This is a genomic window from Flavobacterium yafengii (assembly GCF_030010375.1).
Classification (GTDB): domain Bacteria; phylum Bacteroidota; class Bacteroidia; order Flavobacteriales; family Flavobacteriaceae; genus Flavobacterium; species Flavobacterium yafengii.
The window spans coordinates 475373-496732 of sequence record NZ_JASCRY010000001.1; the positions used below are offsets into that span (position 1 = coordinate 475373).

The 21360-nt window shown below is 34.3% G+C and carries 22 protein-coding genes; 14 read left to right on the top strand and 8 right to left on the bottom strand.

Annotation, left to right across the window (positions count from 1 at the left end; all coding sequences use genetic code 11):
* Positions 1 to 41 precede the first annotated feature (41 nt).
* The 3 genes from QLS97_RS02030 to QLS97_RS02040 all read left to right on the top strand — a co-directional run bounded on the left by QLS97_RS02030 (position 42) and on the right by QLS97_RS02040 (position 2801).
* Positions 42 to 1457 carry an ATP-binding protein gene (locus QLS97_RS02030; protein ID WP_282715522.1) on the top strand — a complete coding sequence of 472 codons (1416 nt, stop codon included), beginning with the start codon at positions 42 to 44 and terminating at the stop codon, positions 1455 to 1457.
* Between the two features lie 10 nt (positions 1458 to 1467).
* Entirely contained in the window at positions 1468 to 2250 is a 783-nt protein-coding gene (locus QLS97_RS02035) for an enoyl-CoA hydratase/isomerase family protein (protein WP_282714012.1), read from the top strand.
* A gap of 149 nt (positions 2251 to 2399) precedes the next feature.
* Positions 2400 to 2801: a hypothetical protein gene (locus QLS97_RS02040; protein WP_282714013.1), complete on the top strand. Its 402-nt coding sequence runs from the start codon at positions 2400 to 2402 to the stop codon at positions 2799 to 2801.
* Positions 2802 to 2874: 73 nt separating this feature from the next.
* On the opposite strand, the gene QLS97_RS02045 is transcribed toward QLS97_RS02040, so the two are convergent.
* From QLS97_RS02045 to QLS97_RS02055, 3 genes are all read right to left on the bottom strand, one after another.
* Entirely contained in the window at positions 2875 to 3528 is a 654-nt protein-coding gene (locus QLS97_RS02045) for an HD domain-containing protein (protein ID WP_282714014.1), read from the bottom strand.
* Between the two features lie 90 nt (positions 3529 to 3618).
* Positions 3619 to 4608 (bottom strand): acyl-ACP desaturase, encoded by a 990-nt coding sequence (locus tag QLS97_RS02050; protein WP_282714015.1) that lies wholly within the window; start codon positions 4606 to 4608, stop codon positions 3619 to 3621.
* Between the two features lie 10 nt (positions 4609 to 4618).
* Positions 4619 to 5353 (bottom strand): lysophospholipid acyltransferase family protein, encoded by a 735-nt coding sequence (locus QLS97_RS02055; protein WP_282714016.1) that lies wholly within the window; start codon positions 5351 to 5353, stop codon positions 4619 to 4621.
* 125 nt (positions 5354 to 5478) lie between these two features.
* Here QLS97_RS02055 and QLS97_RS02060 point away from each other — a divergent pair, with 125 nt between their 5' ends.
* The 4 genes from QLS97_RS02060 to QLS97_RS02075 are packed head-to-tail and all read left to right on the top strand — an operon-like array spanning position 5479 to position 9201.
* Positions 5479 to 5859 carry a ribonuclease P protein component gene (locus QLS97_RS02060; RefSeq protein ID WP_282714017.1) on the top strand — a complete coding sequence of 127 codons (381 nt, stop codon included), beginning with the start codon at positions 5479 to 5481 and terminating at the stop codon, positions 5857 to 5859.
* 42 nt (positions 5860 to 5901) lie between these two features.
* Complete coding sequence (locus tag QLS97_RS02065) at positions 5902 to 6753, top strand: DUF4349 domain-containing protein (protein ID WP_282714018.1); 852 nt, start codon at positions 5902 to 5904, stop codon at positions 6751 to 6753.
* Positions 6754 to 6757: 4 nt separating this feature from the next.
* Positions 6758 to 8395: a S41 family peptidase gene (locus QLS97_RS02070; protein WP_282714019.1), complete on the top strand. Its 1638-nt coding sequence runs from the start codon at positions 6758 to 6760 to the stop codon at positions 8393 to 8395.
* Positions 8395 to 9201: an OmpA family protein gene (locus tag QLS97_RS02075; RefSeq protein WP_282714020.1), complete on the top strand. Its 807-nt coding sequence runs from the start codon at positions 8395 to 8397 to the stop codon at positions 9199 to 9201. Before QLS97_RS02070 ends, QLS97_RS02075 begins: the two co-directional genes overlap by 1 nt.
* On the opposite strand, the gene QLS97_RS02080 is transcribed toward QLS97_RS02075, so the two are convergent.
* The 4 genes from QLS97_RS02080 to QLS97_RS02095 all read right to left on the bottom strand — a co-directional run bounded on the left by QLS97_RS02080 (position 9202) and on the right by QLS97_RS02095 (position 14268).
* Positions 9202 to 9645: a GNAT family N-acetyltransferase gene (locus QLS97_RS02080; protein WP_282714021.1), complete on the bottom strand. Its 444-nt coding sequence runs from the start codon at positions 9643 to 9645 to the stop codon at positions 9202 to 9204.
* A 49-nt stretch (positions 9646 to 9694) separates the two neighbouring features.
* A complete protein-coding gene (locus QLS97_RS02085; RefSeq protein WP_282714022.1) occupies positions 9695 to 10672 on the bottom strand; it encodes a DUF4837 family protein in 978 nt (325 codons plus the stop codon).
* 47 nt (positions 10673 to 10719) lie between these two features.
* Complete coding sequence (locus QLS97_RS02090) at positions 10720 to 12780, bottom strand: LysM peptidoglycan-binding domain-containing protein (protein WP_282714023.1); 2061 nt, start codon at positions 12778 to 12780, stop codon at positions 10720 to 10722.
* A 300-nt stretch (positions 12781 to 13080) separates the two neighbouring features.
* Complete coding sequence (locus QLS97_RS02095) at positions 13081 to 14268, bottom strand: phosphoglycerate kinase (protein ID WP_282714024.1); 1188 nt, start codon at positions 14266 to 14268, stop codon at positions 13081 to 13083.
* A 283-nt stretch (positions 14269 to 14551) separates the two neighbouring features.
* On the opposite strand from QLS97_RS02095, the gene QLS97_RS02100 reads away from it, so the two are divergent.
* The 7 genes from QLS97_RS02100 to QLS97_RS02130 all read left to right on the top strand — a co-directional run bounded on the left by QLS97_RS02100 (position 14552) and on the right by QLS97_RS02130 (position 20391).
* Positions 14552 to 15700 (top strand): DNA polymerase III subunit, encoded by a 1149-nt coding sequence (locus QLS97_RS02100; protein ID WP_282714025.1) that lies wholly within the window; start codon positions 14552 to 14554, stop codon positions 15698 to 15700.
* A 4-nt stretch (positions 15701 to 15704) separates the two neighbouring features.
* Complete coding sequence (locus QLS97_RS02105) at positions 15705 to 16088, top strand: DoxX family membrane protein (protein WP_091166490.1); 384 nt, start codon at positions 15705 to 15707, stop codon at positions 16086 to 16088.
* 47 nt (positions 16089 to 16135) lie between these two features.
* Positions 16136 to 16645: an acyl-CoA thioesterase gene (locus tag QLS97_RS02110; protein WP_282714026.1), complete on the top strand. Its 510-nt coding sequence runs from the start codon at positions 16136 to 16138 to the stop codon at positions 16643 to 16645.
* A 199-nt stretch (positions 16646 to 16844) separates the two neighbouring features.
* Positions 16845 to 17849 carry a recombinase RecA gene (gene recA, locus QLS97_RS02115; protein ID WP_282715523.1) on the top strand — a complete coding sequence of 335 codons (1005 nt, stop codon included), beginning with the start codon at positions 16845 to 16847 and terminating at the stop codon, positions 17847 to 17849.
* A 132-nt stretch (positions 17850 to 17981) separates the two neighbouring features.
* On the top strand, positions 17982 to 18392 hold the full coding sequence (locus QLS97_RS02120; RefSeq protein WP_282714027.1) for a lipoprotein: 411 nt from the start codon (positions 17982 to 17984) through the stop codon (positions 18390 to 18392).
* A gap of 14 nt (positions 18393 to 18406) precedes the next feature.
* Positions 18407 to 18949 (top strand): RNA polymerase sigma factor, encoded by a 543-nt coding sequence (locus QLS97_RS02125; RefSeq protein WP_282715524.1) that lies wholly within the window; start codon positions 18407 to 18409, stop codon positions 18947 to 18949.
* Positions 18946 to 20391: a hypothetical protein gene (locus QLS97_RS02130; RefSeq protein WP_282714028.1), complete on the top strand. Its 1446-nt coding sequence runs from the start codon at positions 18946 to 18948 to the stop codon at positions 20389 to 20391. Before QLS97_RS02125 ends, QLS97_RS02130 begins: the two co-directional genes overlap by 4 nt.
* On the opposite strand, the gene QLS97_RS02135 is transcribed toward QLS97_RS02130, so the two are convergent.
* On the bottom strand, positions 20375 to 21136 hold the full coding sequence (locus tag QLS97_RS02135) for a lysophospholipid acyltransferase family protein (RefSeq protein ID WP_282714029.1): 762 nt from the start codon (positions 21134 to 21136) through the stop codon (positions 20375 to 20377). The two genes, QLS97_RS02130 and QLS97_RS02135, sit on opposite strands and share 17 nt — an antisense overlap.
* Positions 21137 to 21360 lie beyond the last annotated feature (224 nt).

Here is a 21360-nt window from a genome sequence, read left to right on the forward strand (position 1 = left end):
AAATATCAATGCTATCATTACGAATCAGGATTTTCCTTTCGATGATTGTATTGATAGTAATGGCTTCGGTTTTATTGGCTTCTATTTCTATTATTCAGTTTAAAAACGAAGCCAAAGAATACCACCAAGAACGATTGGAACGCAATGAGAATGCCGTAAAAGAGCACATCAACTATGTGCTTTCTACAACAACTTACCCATTGAATTCCAATAATTTAGATTTAATTTTTAAAGATAAAATTCACGAATTAGCCCACATTCATAACATCGAGATTAACATTTATAGCCTTGACGGAAAACTGCTAAAATCCTCCAAAGAATCGTTTTCTGTCGATAAAGTGGCTCCACCAATTCCTAAATATATTTTAAAACTAGTTCGCTCTTCGATTGAAAAAAGATACGTGGACATTAAAACTATTGATGGCAAAAAGAACCGTTCTGCTTTCAGCCAAATTAAAGACGACAAATTTAAACCATTAGGAATCTTAAACCTGCCTTACGTAGAAGACGACGGCTATTATGAAAACGAGCTAAAAAGCTTTCTAATTCGACTGGGACAAGTGTATTCCTTTATGCTTATCGTTGCCTTTGCATTGGCCTATTTCCTTTCTTCATACATCACAAAATCGTTAAAGACAATCTCAGATAAATTAAGCGAAACGAGTTTGAATCAAAAAAATGAGAAAATTGTTCTGGAAGCTAATAGTAAGGAAATTAACTTACTGATAAAAGCATACAACGGGATGGTAGATGAGTTAGAGAAAAGTGCCATTAAACTAGCACAAAGCGAACGAGAAGAAGCTTGGCGTGAAATGGCGAAACAAGTGGCGCATGAAATCAAAAATCCGCTTACGCCAATGCGATTAACAGTGCAGAGTTTTCAGCGGAAATTTGACCCGACTGATCCGAATGTAAAGCAGAAAATGAACGACTACTCCGAAACTTTAATTCAACAAATTGATACGATGAGTGCGGTGGCTTCGGCCTTTTCAAATTTTGCATCGATGCCGGCACAGCAAAATGAAACCTTGAATGTGGTAGAAGTAGTAGAACTTGCCATGGATATTTTCAACGAAGAATATATTGAATTTCACCGTGATTCTCCCGAAATTATTTCGAAAATTGACCGAACTCAACTCATTCGAATTATCACGAATTTAGCAAAAAATGCCATTCAGTCCATTCCGGAACAGCAGGAAAACAAGTCTATTATTGTATCGGTAAAAAAAGAATTAAACAACGTTTTAATTACTGTTGCCGATAACGGAATTGGCATTCAGCCCAAAGACATCGACCGTATATTCGAACCAAAATTCACCACTAAAAGCAGTGGAATGGGTCTTGGTCTTGGTATTATAAAAAACATTATTGAAAATTACAAAGGAACAATTACCTTTGAAACTGAATTTGGAAAAGGAACGACTTTCACTGTTTCACTTCCAATAATTAACTCTTAAAATTACAATTATGAATTACGAAAATATTTTAATTGCAACTGAAAATAACATCGCAACGATTACCATTAATCGTCCTACAAAACTAAACGCTTTGAATGTTGCCACTATTTCTGATTTGAACAAAGCCTTTAAAACATTAGGGAAAAATGATGAAATTCGTGTTATTATTCTAACTGGAAGCGGTGAAAAAGCTTTTGTAGCCGGTGCTGATATTTCAGAATTTGCTAATTTCTCGATTGAAGAAGGAACACAATTAGCAGCAGAAGGACAAGAAAAATTATTTGATTTCATAGAAAATTTAAAAACTCCGGTAATTGCAGCCGTAAATGGTTTTGCATTGGGTGGCGGATTAGAATTAGCGATGGCGTGTCATTTCAGAGTCGCTTCAGAAAATGCAAAAATGGGATTGCCTGAAGTTTCGCTGGGCGTAATTCCGGGTTATGGAGGCACACAACGTTTGCCACAATTAATAGGAAAAGGACGTGCGATGGAAATGATTATGACCGCAGGAATGGTAACAGCACAAGACGCTTACAGAACTGGATTGGTAAATCACGTAGTCCCAGAAGCAGAACTTTTAGATTATTGTGTGAGTGTGGCCAATAAAATAATAAAGAATTCTCCGTATGCCATTGGCAAAGCCATAAAAGCAGTCAATGCTAATTTTAAAGAAGGAAAAAATGGGTATGAAGCCGAAATAAAAGCCTTTGGAAAATGCTTTGGAACCAAAGATTTTAAAGAAGGAACAACGGCTTTCTTAGAGAAAAGAAAAGCAGTGTTTACTGGAAAATAATAACAAAAGAGAGCCACAATGGTTCTCTTTTTAGTTTATAAGTGATTCTCCTTTAAAATAATCTTTCCTCAAAAACGGATTGTTTGATTTACAACACTTAATTTTACAGACCCGTTTCGGAATATAACACATCATCTAAAATTAAACCTATGTCCTTCCAACCTGTATTTACACTTTTCTGGGAAAATGTAAAAGAAAGTATCCAAAATGGAACTTACGCCAAATTAACACTTGCAAAAACCATTGGTGATACGGAACTGAAAAATATTTATGTGCGTCCCGTTTTATTGGAAAATGACGTGTTTAGTCTTTCGGTTACAGCGCGCTACAAAACCGAAGAAGTAGAAAGTTTCCATACGCTTGACGAAGCTTTTATTATATTGGCTCCGTATATGAATAATCCATTTTTAACCGCTTTACTGTTTACAACAGAGAATGACATCACCTTTAAACTCAATAAAAAAAGAGTGGGAAGCATTATTGAGCAAGCGCCAACTTTTAAAAACGCTTCGGATGTGATTCTGGAAATGAAAGCGAAAGGGATTATATAAATAATCATGTAGAGAGGCACTGCAGTGCCTCTCTACCGTGCCTCTCTACCGTGCCTCTCTACAACAAAAAAACCTACTTCTCTCCTTCCCATTCCGCATAAAACTGCGCCAGAAATCCTTCCATATAACGGTGTCTTTCTTGTGCAATTTGTTTTCCAGTCTGGGTATTCATCTTATCTTTCAAAAGCAATAACTTTTCGTAAAAATGATTGAGCGTTGGAGAATCGTTCTTCTTGTATTCTTCCTTTGTCATACTGGAATTTGGAGCTATTTTTGGGTCGTAAAGCGCTCTATTTTTAAATCCGCCATAATTGAACGTTCTGGCAATTCCAATCGCGCCAATCGCATCTAAACGATCTGCATCCTGAACCACATCCAATTCTATGGAAGAGAATTTCTTTTCGAAATTACCACCTTTGTACGAGATGTTTTCAATGATATTTACCACATGAGCGATGATTTCTTCATCAACATTTTCAGATTCTAAAAATTCACGCGCTATTCTTGGTCCAACGCTTTCGTCACCATCATGAAACTTACTGTCGGCAATATCATGAAGCAAAGCCCCAAGTTTTACGACAGTGGTATCGCAAACTTCATTTTTTGAAATCAGAACGGAATTTTTAAACACTCTTTCGATATGAAACCAGTCGTGTCCGCCTTCGGCATTTTCTAATTTTTCTTTTACAAAAAGAATCGTTTTGCTTATTAAATCAGGGTTTATCATTGTTTATATACTTTTAAAAAAAATGTTGAATTTCAAAGTTCTCCAACTTCAAAATTCAACATTTTTATTCTTTATTTAGAATTCAAAAATCTATCGTACTAAAGCTGGCTCCACCCATTTGAAGATGTGTGACTCTTGTGGAATTACTAATCTTTCTGAAATTTTTGCCATTCTTGCCGGTAATTTCATCAAGTAATCACGGGCTTTTTCTGCTTCATCAGTCAAACCGGAAATTTTATCAATCTCCCATTTGTCAATTAATTTTTGCATAATATCCACATAATCCGCTGCCGTGTAAACCCCAATACGTTGTGCCGAATCAGAAAACTGTTCGAAAGCAGTACTGATTTTTTCACCTGATTCTCTCAAGAAATGCGCTGGCATCACGATTTTTGCTTTCATCATGTATTGAAACGCAAGCATCATTTCGCTTGGATCAACTTGAAAAATACGGTTTACAAATTCGCTGTACGCATGATGATGACGCATCTCGTCACCAGCAATCATTTTGCACATTTTAGACAATTTGTTATCGCCATATTTCTTAGCCATTTGCGCCACTCTGTTGTGAGAAACATAAGTTGCTAATTCTTGAAAACTGGTATACACAAAATTTTTGTACGGATCTCTTCCGGTTCCAATATCAAAACCGTCGTTGATAAGGTGTTGTGTTGTCATTTCTACTTCACGCATGTTCACACGACCTGATAAATACAAATATTTGCTCAGTAAATCGCCATGACGATTTTCCTCTCCAGTCCACTGTCTGATCCATTTAGCCCAGCCGTTTCGCTCTACATTATCAATTCCATCTACCTCCATTAACCAGGATTCGTAGGTTGGCAAAGCTTCCTCGGTAATGGTATCACCTACTAAAGTCACCCAGAAATCATATGGTAATTCTTTTGCAATTTCACGTAATTCTTTGACCTCATCAAAAAAAGTATCACTTTGAGAATTAGGCAAAAAATCTGTTGGTTGCCATATTTTCTCCACTGGAATTAGATACTGATCGACAAAGCTGTCTACGTTTTTTTCCAAAAACTGCATTACTTCTAATCGAATGTTTTTTATTGACATTATATATAAATTAAATTTTTATTCCTTGAACAACTGCTTTTTCTGTTTGTGCTATCAACTCAGAAAAATCATAATCTTTAACCGCTAACGGTTTATGTACTACAAAGGTAAGGCGATTTCCTAAACCTAAAGGGAAAAACCCGTATTTAACTATTTTCCAAGAATTGTTTATGCTAACTGGAACCACATATGCCGATGGCGCATACTTACATAAAATTTTCAAACCGCTTTGTGCAAACTCTTTTGGTTTACCAGTCTTGCTTCTTGTTCCTTCCGGAAAAATGACTGCGGAACGGTTGTGTTTTTCAATATATTCTGACAATCCTTTGATCGCCGGAATGGCTTGTTTGGGATCTTTACGATCGATAAGAACAGAACCTCCATGACGTAAATTAAACGATACACTTGGGATTCCTTTTCCTAATTCTTTCTTACTGACAAATTTACAATGAAATCGGCGGAAAAACCAAATCATAGCAATAATATCGTACATACTTTGATGATTGGACACAAAAATTAAAGGAACGTTTTTAGGAATGCTTTCTATATTTTCAAATTTGTATGTTGTCCCCAAAAGGTTCGTGCATTTCAATAAGAAAAAATTCAAATAATCGACACTTTTTTTATGGGCTTGATAACCAAAAACATTAAAGCAAACCCACTGAATTGGATGAAATATAACCAATGTAAGACCGAAACCTAAATAATAAATTACGGAAATGGGATACGAAAATAGTTTTTGCATGCTTTAAAAATTTGCCACAAAAGTAAGAAATATATTTTTAGCCCGATTTAAATCGGAAACAATATACAGGCTCAACGTTTAATCGTAACTTTGTACATTAAAATCTATGTCTTTTTTCTATTAAAATGAACTTCACTTACCCAAAAAACGAAAAGCTAAAAAGTAAAATCACCATTGGATTATTGTTTACCGAAGGGAAATCAGTATCTAAATATCCGCTGCGATTGGTGTATAAAGCCGGTTCTTTTGGCGAAGGCGAAAAAATAAAAATGGGCGTTTCGGTTTCAAAAAAGAATTTTAAAAAAGCTGTAGACCGCAATTATTTCAAACGTGTACTACGCGAAACCTATCGTCTCAACAAACACCTATTGATTGACAATCTGGATCAACCGTATTCCTTTATGTTTTTTTACCAAACCAAAGACCGATTGACGTATGCCGAAATTAATACCAAAACCATTCAATTGTTAGAGAAGTTTTTGCTTCAAATAAAAAAAGAAGAGTAGCAATTCTATTTTTTGTATTTTTAGCATTAAAATGTCATGTTTATGAAGTCAATAGCCTTGTTTTTTGTTTTATTCTTTTCTTTTTCCAGTTGTAAAAAAAGTGATGTTGCTGCCGAAGATATTGCTAGTGACGAAAAATTAATGACTATAAAACTTCCTCCAAAAGAAGCTTCAGCTGGAAATGCTCTTTATGACAAAGCAGATTTAAATGCGTCGGCAAAGGAAGCTCCTCAAAACATTGAACCAAAAATCATCAAAGAAGGCAATCTTCGTTTTCAAACCAATGATTTAACAGCCACTTATACTCAAATACAGAATGCAGTAAAGAGTCACAATGCTACTATTCAGAATGATACTGAGGGAAAGGATTATGGGTCTGTTTTTAGAAGATTAATCATTCGTGTTCCAAGCAAAAATTTCGATTTATTTTTGAAAGACATTTCAAAAGGAGTTGCTTATTTTGACAATAAAGAAATATCATCTCAAGATGTAACCGCAGAATATATTGATATCGATGCTCGATTAAAAGCTAAAAAAGTACTGGAAAACCGTTATCTCGAACTTCTAAAAAAAGCAAATAAAGTTTCTGAGATGTTAGAAATTGAGGCACAACTTTCCTCCATTCGCGAAGAAATCGAAGCAAAAGAAGGCCAGTTGAACTATATGCAAAACCGAGTTTCATTCAGCACCATTACCATAGAATTCTACAAATCTATCGCTGAAGAAAGTGGCGTAACAGCTTCTTATGGAATGAAAATTTGGACTGCCATCAAATCTGGGTTCAATAGTATGTCGAGTTTATTTATAAATTTACTGAGTATTTGGCCGTTTATCATTATCCTGTTTGCAATAGGTTACTTTATTAGAAAAAGATTTAAGACAAAAAAAACATAAAACAATGTATTCTTTCTTCAAAAAAAAATTCATACTCCCCGTTGTCGCTTCGGCATTTCTGTTCATTGGTGCTAGTTTCAAAGACGATTTTTTTGAAATCGCAAAGCAAATCGAGATATTCACAACCCTTTTCAAGGAATTGAACCGAAATTATGTCGATGAAACCAATCCCGGTGAATTAATGGATAAAGCCATCAAAGGAATGTTAGCTAATTTAGATCCTTACACTGTTTATTTCAACGAACAAGATGTGGTGCGATTCAAGATAAATAACACTGGAGAATATACGGGAATAGGCGCTTTATTGACTCGAAAAGAAGATAAATTGATAGTCAAGGAAGCCTATAAAAACTTCCCTGCGGATAAAGCCGGTCTTAAAGCGGGTGACGAAATTACTCAAATAGGCGATGTATTATTATCTGATTTCAAAGAAGATGCTTCACAGCTTTTTAAAGGTGCGAAAAACACCAAAATCGACATCAAATACATCCGACAAGGAAAAATGAGCACCACTCAAATTGTCCTTGATGAAGTCGAAATCAAATCGGTTCCCTTTTTTGCAAAAATCGACGACAAAACCGGATATATTGTATTGTCTCATTTTAATAAAAAAGCGGCATTCGAAACCAAAGAAGCATTGGAACAATTAAAAAAAGACGGTGCGGAAAGAATTATATTGGATTTAAGAGACAATCCCGGTGGACTTTTGAATGAAGCCGTGAATATCTGTAATTTATTTGTTCCAAAAAATGAAATTATTGTTACTACAAAATCAAAAATAGAAAAACACAACAGTACCTATAAAACGAGTAAAGATCCTGTAGATACTGAAATTCCTTTGATTATTATTGTGAACGGCAGAAGTGCTTCGGCATCAGAAATTGTGGCTGGCGCTTTGCAGGATTTAGATCGCGCTGTGGTCGTAGGAAGCCGTAGTTTTGGAAAAGGATTGGTACAAAGACCGGTGGATTTAACGTACGGAACACAACTAAAAGTAACCATTTCACGTTATTACACGCCGTCAGGAAGATGCATTCAAGCTTTGGATTACACCCGAAAAGATACAAATGGGAAAGCCATAAAGACCGAAGAGAAAAACTACAATGCTTTTAAAACCCGAAAAGGGAGAACCGTTTATGATGGTGGTGGGATTCAGCCGGATGTGGAACTGGAAGAAGCAAAATCAAGTCCAATAACGGATGCTTTGATAAAAAATGATGGAATTTTTAATTACGTAACCAGTTATTATTATAAAAATCCCGATTTAGGAAATCGTATTCCTACCGTTACTGATGCTGATTTCTTGGATTTTAAACAGTATTTAAAAGTTCAAAAATTCTCTTTTGATACCGAAACGGAGTTGGCACTGAAAAACACTTTGGCTGTAGCCAAAAAAGAAAAAATAGACGAATCCATAATCACAGAATACCAACAATTACTTACTGCGCTTCAGAAAAGTGAGAATGCTTTATTGGATAAAAACCAAAAAGAAATTAAAAATCTGATTTTGGATGAAATTATTAAACGCTATCAATATCAAGAAGGATTGTATCAATATTATATAAAAAATAACTCCGAAATTAAGAAATCGGTTAGTATTTTGAACAATAACTCCGAGTATAAGACTATTTTAAAAATATAATGAAGAACTTATTTAGTCTCATCTTTTTGCTTTTTTTCAGTTATTTAACCGCTCAAATTAAAACCGCAGAAACCGTATATTTTGAATTTGATAAATACAATCTTTATAATGACCAAGTTCAAACTATAGTCAATTTTATAAAAAGAGTAGATACTACTAAAGTCGAATCCATACAGATTTATGGCTATTGTGACGATAGAGGCGATAATGATTACAATTATAAATTATCTGACAACAGGGTAAAAACCGTTCGAGATATCCTGACTTCTAATGGTTTTAATAAAAACAAAATTGTTATTATCGAAGGGAAAGGTCGGGTGGTTTTAACAAATGATCCTTTTGAGAATTTAAACGAAACCCGTTCTAAAAACAGACGTGTTGACTTGTTTCTGGTAAAGAAAAATAGTTTTGGAAAAGGAATTTATAACTCTTTTCAGGACAATCATAAAGTTGGTGATCGAGTCTACTTAGATAATATTCTATTTCCTTTGGGAAGCAGCAAATTAACGGAACAATCCAAACTGGAATTGGACAAAATTTCAAAAATTTTACAAAAACAAAAAAACATACAATTCGAAATTAAAGGACACGTATGTTGCACTCCAAGCTATTACGAGGATGCCATCGATAAAGACAGTCGCGAAAGAAAACTTTCTTTGAATCGAGCCAAAAGTGTATACAAATACCTGATATCTAAAGGTATAAACAGCCTTAGGATGAAATATATAGGATGCGGAAACAAATTTCCTACGGGTTTAGGAGAAGAACTAGACCGAAGAGTCGAATTTCTTATTGTGAAAATTTAATTACTCTCTTTTCATCTCAATATGCGGAATATCATCTTCCAGATACATTTCGCTGGTTTGCACAAATCCATGGTTTTCGTAGAATTTTTTTAGGTATAACTGTGCTCCAATAGTGATCTTGCTTTCGCCAAAATGCAAAGCGATTCCGGCAATTGATTCTCGCATTAAGTCATGTCCCCATTTTCTGTCGCGATAATTCGCATCAACAGTTACCCTTCCGATAGAAGCATTATCAAAACTGATTCCGGGTTTGAATAATCTGGAATGAGCCACTATTTCACCTTCAAATTCGCCTATAAGGTGTAACGCTACTTTATCTTTGCCGTCAAGATCAAGATAAACGCAATTTTGCTCCACTACGAAGATCTCACTTCTTAATTGCAACAAATCGTATAGTTCGTGAACCGTTAGTGCGTCAAACGCCTTAATTTTCCATTGTAACATTGTGCCTTTTTTTATGTTTTTTGTATCGTACAAATAAAAGAAAATAAGATTATCTTTTCAATACATTTACTGATTTTATAATAGATTCCAGTTCATGCATGAGATCACGTTTTTCTTTGGATGGCGCGTAACAAAAACCTTCTAAAACCAAAACTCGATTGTATTCCTCATCGATGATGGCATAATTGATAAAAGGCCCCGACATAAAATCATTATTTAACTCCCAAGTTCCCTTTGTCTCAAAGGTTTCTTTATCATCAAGAGTAATCTTGAAAAGGTACGGCGCATACGCCTCTTCCGTAGTCATATTAGTATCAGGCTCGGTTCCGCTGATGTATAATTTTCCGATAGAATCTCGCATTTTTATAATACTCGAAATTAAATTCGCGTCTTTTTTAATTGTGTTTAAAGGAACTTGATAAATTAAAAGACTCGTGTTTCCTCCAATAATTTCCTTTTTTAACCACATAAAATTACTTTTGTGAAGCACATATGCGTAACCGGAAGGAACCTGCAATGTGATATGGAATTTATTCGAAATTACCTTAGGGTCAATATGGGATTGACTATTAATTTTCTGACTTTCGGCGATTTCTGCCTGCTTGATCAGCTGAATCATTTTAGGTGCATTTTTTTCAATGCTTGCTATAATATCCGCACTTGTTTTACCGGAAATATGAAATACATTCTGAGGAGATGCATATTGGTTTTTAACAATCTCAAATTTGTTTATTTCGCCTTTCTTAACCACAATAATTGCTCTGGTATCCGTCATAAAACCTTCCAAAAGCTTAATTGGATATTGATTTATGTTGAACAGCGGTTCTTCCTGTGGCAATCCAATTACTGGCGAGGCAAACTTGTTTCGAATGCTGTCTCCTACATCACCATTCCATAACTGATCATCAATAATAACTGAAATAGTATTGATTTTTCCCGATGTTTTTCGCGGCAAAGATTCATTTTCCTTTTTACAGGAAAACAACATCAAAGAAATCAGAAGAAATAAAAAATGGGCTTTATTCATATTATTCAATTATAAAATAAAACCCAAATTTATAGAAGTTTATCGTATTATCCGTTTATTTTTAACTTCATTCCAGGCTTGAGTTCTTCACTGCGAATACCGTTCCATTTTTTTAAGTCCGAAATGGTCACTCCTGGATATTTTTTAGAAATACTATACAAGGAATCTCCTTTTTTCACATAGTAATCAATCGCTTCTTTCTTAGAGGATTCGGCGATATTCGTTTTTTTCTTAAAAGAGCTTACCGTTGCTTTATTCGTATTAATAACTAATTCGTCTTTAGCAACAATTAAAGTGGCTCCTACGCCAATCGAATTATTCGGTAAATTATTCCATTGTTTTAAATCTGCTAATGAAGCTCCAAATTTCTTAGCGACATTCCCTAAATTATCTCCTTGCAGCACAACATATTCAATGTCTTTTCGTGCTGCGCCTGAAGCTAGTTCATCTTTGCTTTCTAACGCTTTTTTTACAACTTGCAATGAAGCTCCTAATTGTACATAATTATTTGAAAGGTGGTTCCATTCTTGGATTTCGGCAACTGTAACATCATATTTATTAGCAATGCTTCCTAAATTATCTCCTTTTTGAACCACATAAAATGCTGTTGCAGTAGATGCTATCGCTTCTGATTGTGCTATTTTTTTCGTTTTTTCTTCCTTATTGGCTTTCATTTCAGAAGCAACTATTCTTTGATTGTTCGAAATTATTGCCGAAGGAACCGGATCTATTTTTGGCGCTTTTATAACGGTTGCCACATCTGTTTGACCCATCATTATTTTTAAACTTTTACCATAAGCCAAGGCATTGCTTCTAAGTTTATTCCATTTTTTTAAATCCGCAACATCAACATCATATTTACGGGCAATTACACTCAGATTATCCCCGCGTTTTACTTTATAATACGTTGTTTGGGATCCCGCAATTTTTTGAATGGAACTAGCAGTATCCTTAGCAACTATTGCCTTTTCTATCTGAAATGGCTTTTCGCGTTTGTCTGATTCATATTGAGTATAGGCGTAAATTTGGTCTTCATTAGACGCGAAAACGGCTATTTTTTCTTGTGGCAATCTCAAATAATGATTTTTATCATGATAAAACGGAATCACATTTAGCTTATAGGACGGGTTCAAAACCTGCAATTGCGCCACCGAAACATCCAACAAATCAGATATTTGCCTGAACGTCATCTGTTTCTTAATCATAATAGTATCGGTCTCAAAATGCTTTACTGAGGCTCTGTTGGGAACAATTCCGTGCTCTTTGTGGTATTCATAAATGTACATTGTAGCAAGAAAAGCGGGTACATATCCTTGTGTTTCTTTAGGAAGATTTTTTCTGATGTTCCAATAGTTTTGTTGTCCTCCAGAACGTCTAATGGCTTTTGCAACATTACCCGGACCAGAATTATAAGAGGCCAAAACTAAATCCCAATCGCCAAATATTTTATACATATTTGTCATGTATTGCGCTGCAGCTTCACTGGCTTTCAAAGGATCGCTGCGTTCATCCACATACGAATCAATTTTCAACCCATATTGTTTTCCAGTTTGATACATAAACTGCCAAAGTCCTGTAGCCCCCATTTTAGAAACTGCTTTTGGATTTAAAGCCGATTCTACAATCGCCAAATATTTTATCTCCAAAGGAACATTTTGTTTCGCCAAAGCTTCTTCAAAAAGCGGAAAATAATATTCTGATGTGCCCATCAAGCGCTCAAAAGATTTCTTTCTGTTTTTTAGAAATGATTTAATGATGTTTTCCAGACCTTGATTGTACTCAATATTGAAAGGGGATTTGGCATCCATTGCCGCTAATCTTTCTTTCAAAAGGGCAGTGGGCAATTCATAATCCACTATTTGGTCAATATTAATGTTCTTAATATCCTCTGATAAGTTGTTGTATAAATCTAAGTTTGTTAATTCTTTCATCCACAAACTGTCCACACAAGATGCTAAGTCATCTTTTATGAAGGTTTTCTTGATAGAATCTAAATAGGATAATTTTGTTTCTACTCTTACAACGTCTTTATTTACAACTGTTTCTTGCGAAAATAAATGCACGGATGCTAATAGAAAAAACGATAGGGTGGTATTTTTTATATTCATATTTTTACGATCAAAGACCTATATTTCAAATGATTACAAAGCTTGTTTTTACAAACTTAACAGGTTTAAACTAAAAAATTCTATAAATATTGTTAAAAATGCAATCTTTCGTTCATTTGTAAAGAATTTTCACTGGTTTTTGAAGCAAAAAACCCTTTAAAAAATCAATTCTTGAAATTTAACGCAAAAAAACCTCAGCGATAAATACTATCGCTAAGGTTTTTATTGAATTTTGTTACCGGTTTTTAATTTGAAATCATTACAAATCAAACCGGTTTATATTTATTTAGCAATACAATATTAGTCAAGAATAGCTGCTATTCCTGGCAATATTCTACCTTCAAGCATTTCTAGCATGGCACCACCACCTGTGGATACGTAACTCATTTTGTCTTCCAAACCAAATTGTTTTACTGCAGCTACAGAATCTCCTCCTCCAACAAGTGAAAATGCTCCGTTTGCAGTAGATTCAGCAATGAAGTTACCCAAAGCAATTGTTCCGTTAGCAAAACTTTCCATTTCAAAAACCCCTAATGGTCCATTCCAAAGGATAGTTTTAGAATCCATAATTACTTTTTTGAAGTTTTCCAAAGATTTTGGTCCTGCATCAAGTCCTTGCCATCCATCAGGAATTTCTTTTACGTCAACTATTTGAGTATCGGCAGTATTTGAAAAAGCATTTGCTGCTACAACATCAACCGGAATGTGAATTTGAACTCCTTTTTCCTTAGCCAATCTCAAGATTTCCAATGCCAATTCTTGTTTGTCATCTTCACAAATAGAATCTCCAATTTTACCTCCCAATGCTTTTACAAAAGTAAATGTCATTCCTCCACCAATAATCATGTGGTCAACTTTGTCAAGAATATTCTCGATAACGGTAATTTTAGAAGAAACTTTAGATCCACCAAGAACTGCTGTTACTGGTTTTTCACTGTTTTTCAAAACTTTGTTCAAGCTTTCGATTTCTTTAGCCAATAATAATCCGAAACATTTTTCAGTTGGAAAAAACTGAGCGATAATTGTAGTTGAAGCGTGTGCTCTGTGTGCCGTTCCAAAAGCGTCGTTTACATAAATATCGCCAAGTGACGCTAATTCTTTTGCAAAAGCAAGATCTCCAGCTTCTTCTTCGTCATGAAAACGTAGATTTTCTAATAATAAAACTTCTCCTGCTTGCAATTTTTCTGAAGCAGTTGCAGCTTCTGAACCAATGCAATTTGAAACAAACTGAACTGGTACTCCAAGCACTTCTGAAGTTATTTTCAAGATGTGTTTCAATGAATATTTTTCTTCGACACCTTTTGGTCTGCCTAAATGTGACATCAAAATTACACTTCCGCCTTGAGCAAGAATAGCATCAATTGTAGGTTTTGCCGCTTCAATACGAGTGGCATCTGTTACATTGAAATTTTCGTCCAAAGGCACATTAAAATCAACACGTATTATTGCTTTTTTAGTTGCAAAATCAAAGTCATTTAAAGTTTTCATTAGGTATGTTTTTTAGTTTATTTTTTTTGAAAGAATAACAAATATAGAACTTTTAAATTATTAATAAATTAGCAAAAACAACATAAAATAAATTTTAAGCAACGAAATCGATGTAAATTAATAAATAATGCGTTTTTTTAATACTTTAAATGTTTTTAATTCCAAAAAAGTTAAATTAAATTTTAAAAATATAGTCGGTATTTGCATCATTTTGAAACTTGCTTATACTGAAACTTTGCATCCGAAAATTTTAGACTAAACCATTTTCTTCTATCTTTGCTTTATGCAATTTTCAGAAATTTTAGGACAAGAACACATTAAAAGTCATTTGACAAAAAGTGCTGATTTGGGTAGAATTCCTCATGCACAATTATTCATTGGTCCTGAAGGGAGTGGCACTTTGCCTATGGCAATTGCTTACGCCCAATACATTATCTGCAGCAATCAAAACTCAGAAAATTCAGGTTCAAATGAAGCGTGCAATATAAAATTCCAGAAAACTTCACATCCGGATTTGCATTTTATATACCCAACCGTGAGTACCGAAGATGTAAAAACAAAACCCAAAAGCATCGATTTTATTGCGGAATGGCGAGAGTTTTTGAACCAAAACCCGTACGGAAGTCTATTTGATTGGTACCAAATGTTAGGTGTTAAAAATAAACAAGGCGAAATAAGAGTTGATGATGCGCAGGAAATATTGAAATCCCTGGCATTAAAATCGTACGAAGGCGGATACAAAGTAATGATCATTTGGATGGCCGATAAATTGAATATTGCCGCTTCTAATAAATTATTGAAACTACTCGAAGAACCTACGGACAGAACGGTTTTTATCCTGATTTCAGAAAATGAAGAAGATATCATTCAAACCATTCGTTCCCGATGCCAAGTCTTGCATTTTAACGGATTAAGTGAAACCGTAATTTCCGAAGCCTTAGTTTCAAGAGAGAACACGGAGCCTAAAGAAGCTTTAAAAATAGCGCATCAGGCACAAGGAAATTATAACAAAGCATTGCAATTATTACAACCGGACAGCGAATCGGTTTTTTTCGAAAAATGGTTTGTTGATTGGGTTCGAGCTGCTTTTAGAGCCAAAGGAAACGCAGCGGCTATTCAGGATTTGATTCAATGGAGTGAGCAAATTGCCGGTTTAGGAAGAGAAACTCAAAAGAAATTTTTACATTTTTGTATCGATATGTTCCGTCAGGCCTTGTTGTTGAATTATCAAACCGCAAGTTTAGTTTACATAGAGCCAAAAGTGGAAAAATTCAAATTGGAGAATTTTGCCCCTTTCGTGAATGGCAACAACATAAATGATATTTTCAAAGAACTTTCGGATGCTATGTATCACATTGAACGCAACGGAAACGCAAAAATTATTTTAACCGATTTATCTATAAAACTTACCCGTTTAATTCACAAAAAATAAAAAAATGAACAACATTACTTCGATTTTAATTTTAATTTTTCTGGCCATTACTTTCCTGCAATCTGGTTACGACAAACTGTTTTATTGGAAAGATAATGTCGACTGGCTGAAAGGTCATTTTGCCAAAACTCCATTAAAAAACCATGTGCCGTTAGCATTGCTTAACATTTTAATATTAGAATTAATTTCTGGTATTTTATGCGTAGTGGGTTGCATTGAATTATTCGTAAATAATGGCAGAATATTCGGTTTTTATGGAGCGGTTTTCTCTTGTATCACTTTATTGATGTTGCTTTTCGGACAGCGATTAGCCAAAGATTATGATGGTGCGAGAACAATTGTTATCTATTTTATCCCTGCAATATTAGCAGTTTATTGGTTAAACTAAAACCATACTATTATTTAAAAACAACAATTTCCTTTTACATAAAAAACATGACTCCAAAACATCCTTCAGAATCCCTTACTATATTAACTGATTTGGTTTTACCAAGTGAGACTAATCCTTTGAATAATCTTTTTGGTGGCGAATTATTGGCTCGTATGGATCGCGCTGCGAGTATAGCGGCACGTAGACACTCCAGAAGAATTGTAGTTACAGCTTCGGTAAATCACGTTGCCTTTAACAGAGCCATTCCGCTGGGGAGTGTTGTTACTGTTGAAGCAAAAGTTTCAAGATCGTTTAAAAGTTCTATGGAAATTTTTATTGATATTTGGGTAGAAGACAGAGAATCTGGCAACAAAACCAAAGCCAACGAAGCAATTTATACTTTTGTTGCGGTTGATGATACCGGAAGACCGGTTGAAGTGCCACAAATAGTTCCGGAAACTGAGCTGGAAAAACAACGTTTTGATGCCGCATTGAGACGCAAACAACTAAGTCTAGTTTTAGCAGGAAAATTAAATCCTCATGAAGCTACTGAATTGAAGGCCTTGTTCCTATAACACAAATAATCAACTTGTTTTTTATTGAAAATTAGATTTAAAATATTCTTGAAAGAGAAAATTTACATTAAAAAAAGAAGTATTTTTACGAAAATAAATGTTCGCACACAAATGAAATTTTCAGGATAATTAGTCATTATGTTAGTTTCTTAGAGTTATAAAATAATACAAATAGATGAAAGAAAAGGTAAAAGAGAAGATGAGTACAGAGAAAGAATCCAAATTAAAAGCGCTACAACTTACGCTTGACAAACTTGACAAAACGTACGGAAAAGGAACGGTGATGAAAATGGGAGATAAAGCCATTGAAGAAGTGGAAACTATCTCATCAGGATCTTTAGGAATCGATTTAGCATTAGGCGTTGGTGGGTACCCAAGAGGTAGAATTATTGAAATATACGGTCCGGAATCTTCTGGAAAAACAACCTTAACACTTCATGCTATTGCCGAAGCTCAAAAAGCGGGAGGAATTGCTGCTTTTATTGATGCAGAACACGCTTTCGATAGAAATTATGCAGAAAAACTAGGTGTAGATATCGAAAACTTAATCATATCGCAACCAGACAACGGGGAACAAGCGTTAGAAATTGCCGAGAACTTAATTCGTTCAGGAGCAATTGACATTGTAGTAATTGACTCGGTTGCCGCTTTGACTCCAAAAAGTGAAATTGAAGGAGAAATGGGAGATTCTAAAATGGGTCTTCACGCTCGTTTAATGTCTCAGGCGTTGCGTAAATTAACAGGGACCATCAGTAAAACAAATTGTACTGTTTTCTTTATTAACCAATTAAGAGAGAAAATTGGTGTAATGTTTGGAAATCCAGAAACAACAACTGGAGGAAATGCATTGAAGTTTTACGCTTCGGTTCGTTTAGACATCCGTCGTTCCACACAAATTAAAGATGGCGATAACGTCCTTGGAAACAGAACCAAAGTAAAAGTGGTGAAAAACAAGGTAGCTCCACCATTTAAAATTGCTGAATTTGACATCATGTATGGTGAAGGAATTTCAAAAACAGGAGAAATTTTAGATCTTGCAGTAGAATTTGAAATCATCAAAAAAGCGGGATCTTGGTTCAGTTATGGTGAAACCAAATTAGGACAAGGTCGTGATGCTGTTAAGTCATTAATAAAAGACAATCCGGAATTAGCGGATGAACTTGAAGAAAAAATCAAAGCAAGAATAAAAGAATTAGCAGCATAAAAACTAAAACCCGAGAATATCGGGTTTTTTTAATTTATAACGCAACCTTTTAAAAAAATTTCATCTATTAAGAAAACCGTTAATAAAAACTTTTAAACTGACGGAATAGTATTAACTTTTAAATTAGTAAAGATGAAAAAAATTGTTTTACTCACCCTTTTTTTATTGACCCTGACGGGCTGTAGTATTGACGATGATCAACCAAATTACAGCTATGAAGTACTTCCTGTAGACAGTTACACAGTGCCTCAATCTTTCACTTTAGGGCAAACCTATGAAATAAAATTGAAGTACAAAAAACCTTCAGATTGCCACTCTTTTCAAGGAATCTATTACGATAAGAATTTAAACGTAAGAACAATTGGTATACAAACTAGCGTTCTTGAAAGTCCAAATTGCACACCTTTAACTACCGAGCCCATTGAGGTTTCTTTCAATTTTTATGTAACCAATACCGGTTCCTATATTTTTAAATTTTATAAAGGTGAGGACGCCAATGGTCAAAATATATTTGAAGAAGTTGAAATTCCAGTGATTAATTAATGACCGAAAAAACTGTGGTATTAGATCAAATAATTAATCAATGTAAAAAAAACTGCCCCAAGGCACAAGAGCAATTGTACCAATTGTTTTCTAAAAAATTCTTTGGGGTGTGTTTAAAATACTCCACTGATTATGCAGATGCCGAAGACAATCTACAAGATGGGTTTTTGATCATTTTTGATAAAATTGAGCAGTATAATTTTAAAGGTTCTTTTGAAGGATGGGCAAAGAGAATATTAATTAACAATGCCCTTCAAAAATTCAGAGGCGTTAGATATATGGAAGTTATAAACGACAATATTCCTGAGGAAGAAGTCGAAATTGAAGATGAAAATATTTCTATCGAGTATCTAATGCAAATCATTCAAGAGTTACCAGACCAGTATAGATTAGTTTTTAGTCTCTATGTACTTGATGGATATTCTCATAAAGAAGTTTCCGAGATGCTTAAAATCAGTACCGGGACCACAAAGTCAAATCTTGCCAGAGCAAGAGGGATTTTGAAAGAAAAAATTGATCATTACACAAAAATTAAAATAAATTCATTGGCAAAATGAACGATAAAAAAAATATAGACCGATTGTTTCAAGAGCGATTCAAAGATTTTGAAACAGAGCCAAGTAAACAGGTTTGGATAAATATTCAGGCCTCTTTAAAAGAAAAAGAAAAGGACAGAAAAGTAATTCCGTTTTGGATAAAATCTTCTGGGATTGCGGCTGCTTTCCTTTTAGGTTTTTTTGCATTGAACACCGTTTTAAACAATACTGTTGAAATAAAAAATGGTGTCGTTCTAGACACGAAAGTTTTAAAAAATTCGTTTAATGGAAAGGATTCTACTCTTGATAAAACAAAAAAAGAGTCTAATCCTTTAGAAGTGAAAACAATTCCTCAGGTCGTAGTTAACAAAAGTAAAACAGGGAAAACAAATGAAAAAGAAATTATATCTTCTGATAGATTTAAAATCAATTCGAACAAAGAGAAGAATCAGAACGGTTCTGTTGTTTATTTCCAAAAAAATAATTCACCGCTAAAACAAACAACAGCATATACTGACAACCTAAAATCTACGGCTGTTATTGCTGAAAAAAACAACGCAAAAACCAAAAACCCGTTTGAAAATATTCCACAAAATCAAACACCTGCAAAAAATGTCTTAAAAGTGGGTGAAAACGCTATAATTGCCGCAATAGATCCTAAAAAAGAGCCCTCAAGTCCTACTGAAATCCCAAACGAATTAGAAGAAATCCTTAAAAAGAAAAAAGGAGAAGAAAAAGAAGTTGTGGTTCTTAATCAAAAAAACAAGTGGCAAATTACGCCAAACATCGCGGCTGTGTATCTGAATTCAAATTCAGGCGGTTCTGCCATTGACCCTCAATTTTCAGAAAATCAAAAAACGGGCGATAACAGCTTAAGTTTTGGTATTGGGGTAAATTATGCTGTTTCTAAAAAAATAGCCTTACGAAGCGGAATTAACAAACTCTCGTTAGGATACAACACGAATAACGTAGTTTATTCGACAGGTTTGGCGAACAATAATCTGGTAAATATCAATTATTCTTCAAATGCATTAATTGAGATTAAAAATCAATCTGCTTTGAACGGCTTAATCACTTTCGAAAAAGACCTACAAAAAACCAATACAGGCGCCATCAATCAAAAAATGGGCTATTATGAAGTTCCTTTGGAAGTTTCCTATGCTGTTTTGGATAAAAAATTTGGAATCAACGTTATTGGAGGCGTAAGTACTTTGTTTCTCAGCCAGAATAAAATATCGTTAGTTTCATCTGAAACCAATGTGAAATTAGGAGAAGCAAAAAACTTGAATCAAGTTCATTTCAGTACTAATGTGGGTTTAGGATTTAAGTACCAGATTATAAAATCATTCCAAATTAATGTGGAGCCGATGGTTAAATATCAATTGAATACATTTTCGAACAACTCGGGTGACTTTAAACCGTTATTTATAGGATTGTATTCTGGTATTAGCTATAGCTTTTAATTGGATCAGAATCGAAAGCTATTAGTTGATTGTATATTATTTCGCGTACCTCTTCGCGAATTTCTTTGCGGTCAACGCCAGTTTTGCCCAAAGTTTCTACATGTGAATGCATTTTTACACGCATAATTCCTGGGCTTCCGCTAAAAAAAGTATAGGAGAATCTCTTCTTGTTATCGGCAAAAGTAATGGGAACAATAGGGATTTCATGTTCAATCGCCAAGCGGAAAGCACCGTCTTTGAAAGTATCCAACAAAACCGATTCGTCGTCTGGAACGCCGCCTTCGGGAAAAATACAAATACTCAATCCTTGATTAATTCTTTTTTGAGCGCGATTAAAGACTTCCATTCTGCTTTTTGAAGAACTTCTGTCCACTAAAATACAGGTTCTTTTATAGAAAAATCCAAACAAAGGAATTTTTGAAAGTTCTTTTTTACCCACAAAAACAAACGGATTTCTAGTAAGGGCAAGCATCAGCATAATATCGGCCATGGAAGTATGATTGGCAACTATCATATAACTTTTTTGGTATTTCATTTCCTGACTTTTGTCTATTTTATAATAAAAACCCATCCCGAAAAGAATAAATTTTGCCCAAATACGAGCCATCTTAAAAAAATAAGGATAGCCGCTTTCTGTTAAAATAGACAATACCAAAAAAGGAAACATCACCAATATGGGAATGGCCATCAAAATATAAAACCATACGCGCCATAGCGCCCAAAAAATAATTTTTAATCCTCTCATGAGTTCAAAAGTAAGAAATCAGACGTTATGATGCTCAAAAAATATTCTTGCGTTTTTTAACATATAAGTCATCTACGTTTTTAAGTTAATGCCTCAATTATAACTCGTTCTTTTAATCATCAACGTTTTATTGACTTAAATGACTTATATGGTTAAAAGAAAATTTGCTGATGCAATTTCAAACAAGTTGATTTTTATAATTTGCGAATTTGCGGTAAAAAATA

What these genes read in the sequence shown, in the direction of transcription:
- QLS97_RS02030 (WP_282715522.1), top strand. Translation starts at nt 42, where the DNA reads ATGATTGTATTGATAGTAATGGCTTCGGTTTTATTGGCTTCTATTTCT.
- QLS97_RS02035 (WP_282714012.1), top strand. Translation starts at nt 1,468, where the DNA reads ATGAATTACGAAAATATTTTAATTGCAACTGAAAATAACATCGCAACG.
- QLS97_RS02040 (WP_282714013.1), top strand. Translation starts at nt 2,400, where the DNA reads ATGTCCTTCCAACCTGTATTTACACTTTTCTGGGAAAATGTAAAAGAA.
- QLS97_RS02045 (WP_282714014.1), bottom strand. Translation starts at nt 3,528, where the DNA reads ATGATAAACCCTGATTTAATAAGCAAAACGATTCTTTTTGTAAAAGAA.
- QLS97_RS02050 (WP_282714015.1), bottom strand. Translation starts at nt 4,608, where the DNA reads ATGTCAATAAAAAACATTCGATTAGAAGTAATGCAGTTTTTGGAAAAA.
- QLS97_RS02055 (WP_282714016.1), bottom strand. Translation starts at nt 5,353, where the DNA reads ATGCAAAAACTATTTTCGTATCCCATTTCCGTAATTTATTATTTAGGT.
- QLS97_RS02060 (WP_282714017.1), top strand. Translation starts at nt 5,479, where the DNA reads ATGAACTTCACTTACCCAAAAAACGAAAAGCTAAAAAGTAAAATCACC.
- QLS97_RS02065 (WP_282714018.1), top strand. Translation starts at nt 5,902, where the DNA reads ATGAAGTCAATAGCCTTGTTTTTTGTTTTATTCTTTTCTTTTTCCAGT.
- QLS97_RS02070 (WP_282714019.1), top strand. Translation starts at nt 6,758, where the DNA reads ATGTATTCTTTCTTCAAAAAAAAATTCATACTCCCCGTTGTCGCTTCG.
- QLS97_RS02075 (WP_282714020.1), top strand. Translation starts at nt 8,395, where the DNA reads ATGAAGAACTTATTTAGTCTCATCTTTTTGCTTTTTTTCAGTTATTTA.
- QLS97_RS02080 (WP_282714021.1), bottom strand. Translation starts at nt 9,645, where the DNA reads ATGTTACAATGGAAAATTAAGGCGTTTGACGCACTAACGGTTCACGAA.
- QLS97_RS02085 (WP_282714022.1), bottom strand. Translation starts at nt 10,672, where the DNA reads ATGAATAAAGCCCATTTTTTATTTCTTCTGATTTCTTTGATGTTGTTT.
- QLS97_RS02090 (WP_282714023.1), bottom strand. Translation starts at nt 12,780, where the DNA reads ATGAATATAAAAAATACCACCCTATCGTTTTTTCTATTAGCATCCGTG.
- QLS97_RS02095 (WP_282714024.1), bottom strand. Translation starts at nt 14,268, where the DNA reads ATGAAAACTTTAAATGACTTTGATTTTGCAACTAAAAAAGCAATAATA.
- QLS97_RS02100 (WP_282714025.1), top strand. Translation starts at nt 14,552, where the DNA reads ATGCAATTTTCAGAAATTTTAGGACAAGAACACATTAAAAGTCATTTG.
- QLS97_RS02105 (WP_091166490.1), top strand. Translation starts at nt 15,705, where the DNA reads ATGAACAACATTACTTCGATTTTAATTTTAATTTTTCTGGCCATTACT.
- QLS97_RS02110 (WP_282714026.1), top strand. Translation starts at nt 16,136, where the DNA reads ATGACTCCAAAACATCCTTCAGAATCCCTTACTATATTAACTGATTTG.
- recA (WP_282715523.1), top strand. Translation starts at nt 16,845, where the DNA reads ATGAGTACAGAGAAAGAATCCAAATTAAAAGCGCTACAACTTACGCTT.
- QLS97_RS02120 (WP_282714027.1), top strand. Translation starts at nt 17,982, where the DNA reads ATGAAAAAAATTGTTTTACTCACCCTTTTTTTATTGACCCTGACGGGC.
- QLS97_RS02130 (WP_282714028.1), top strand. Translation starts at nt 18,946, where the DNA reads ATGAACGATAAAAAAAATATAGACCGATTGTTTCAAGAGCGATTCAAA.
- QLS97_RS02135 (WP_282714029.1), bottom strand. Translation starts at nt 21,136, where the DNA reads ATGAGAGGATTAAAAATTATTTTTTGGGCGCTATGGCGCGTATGGTTT.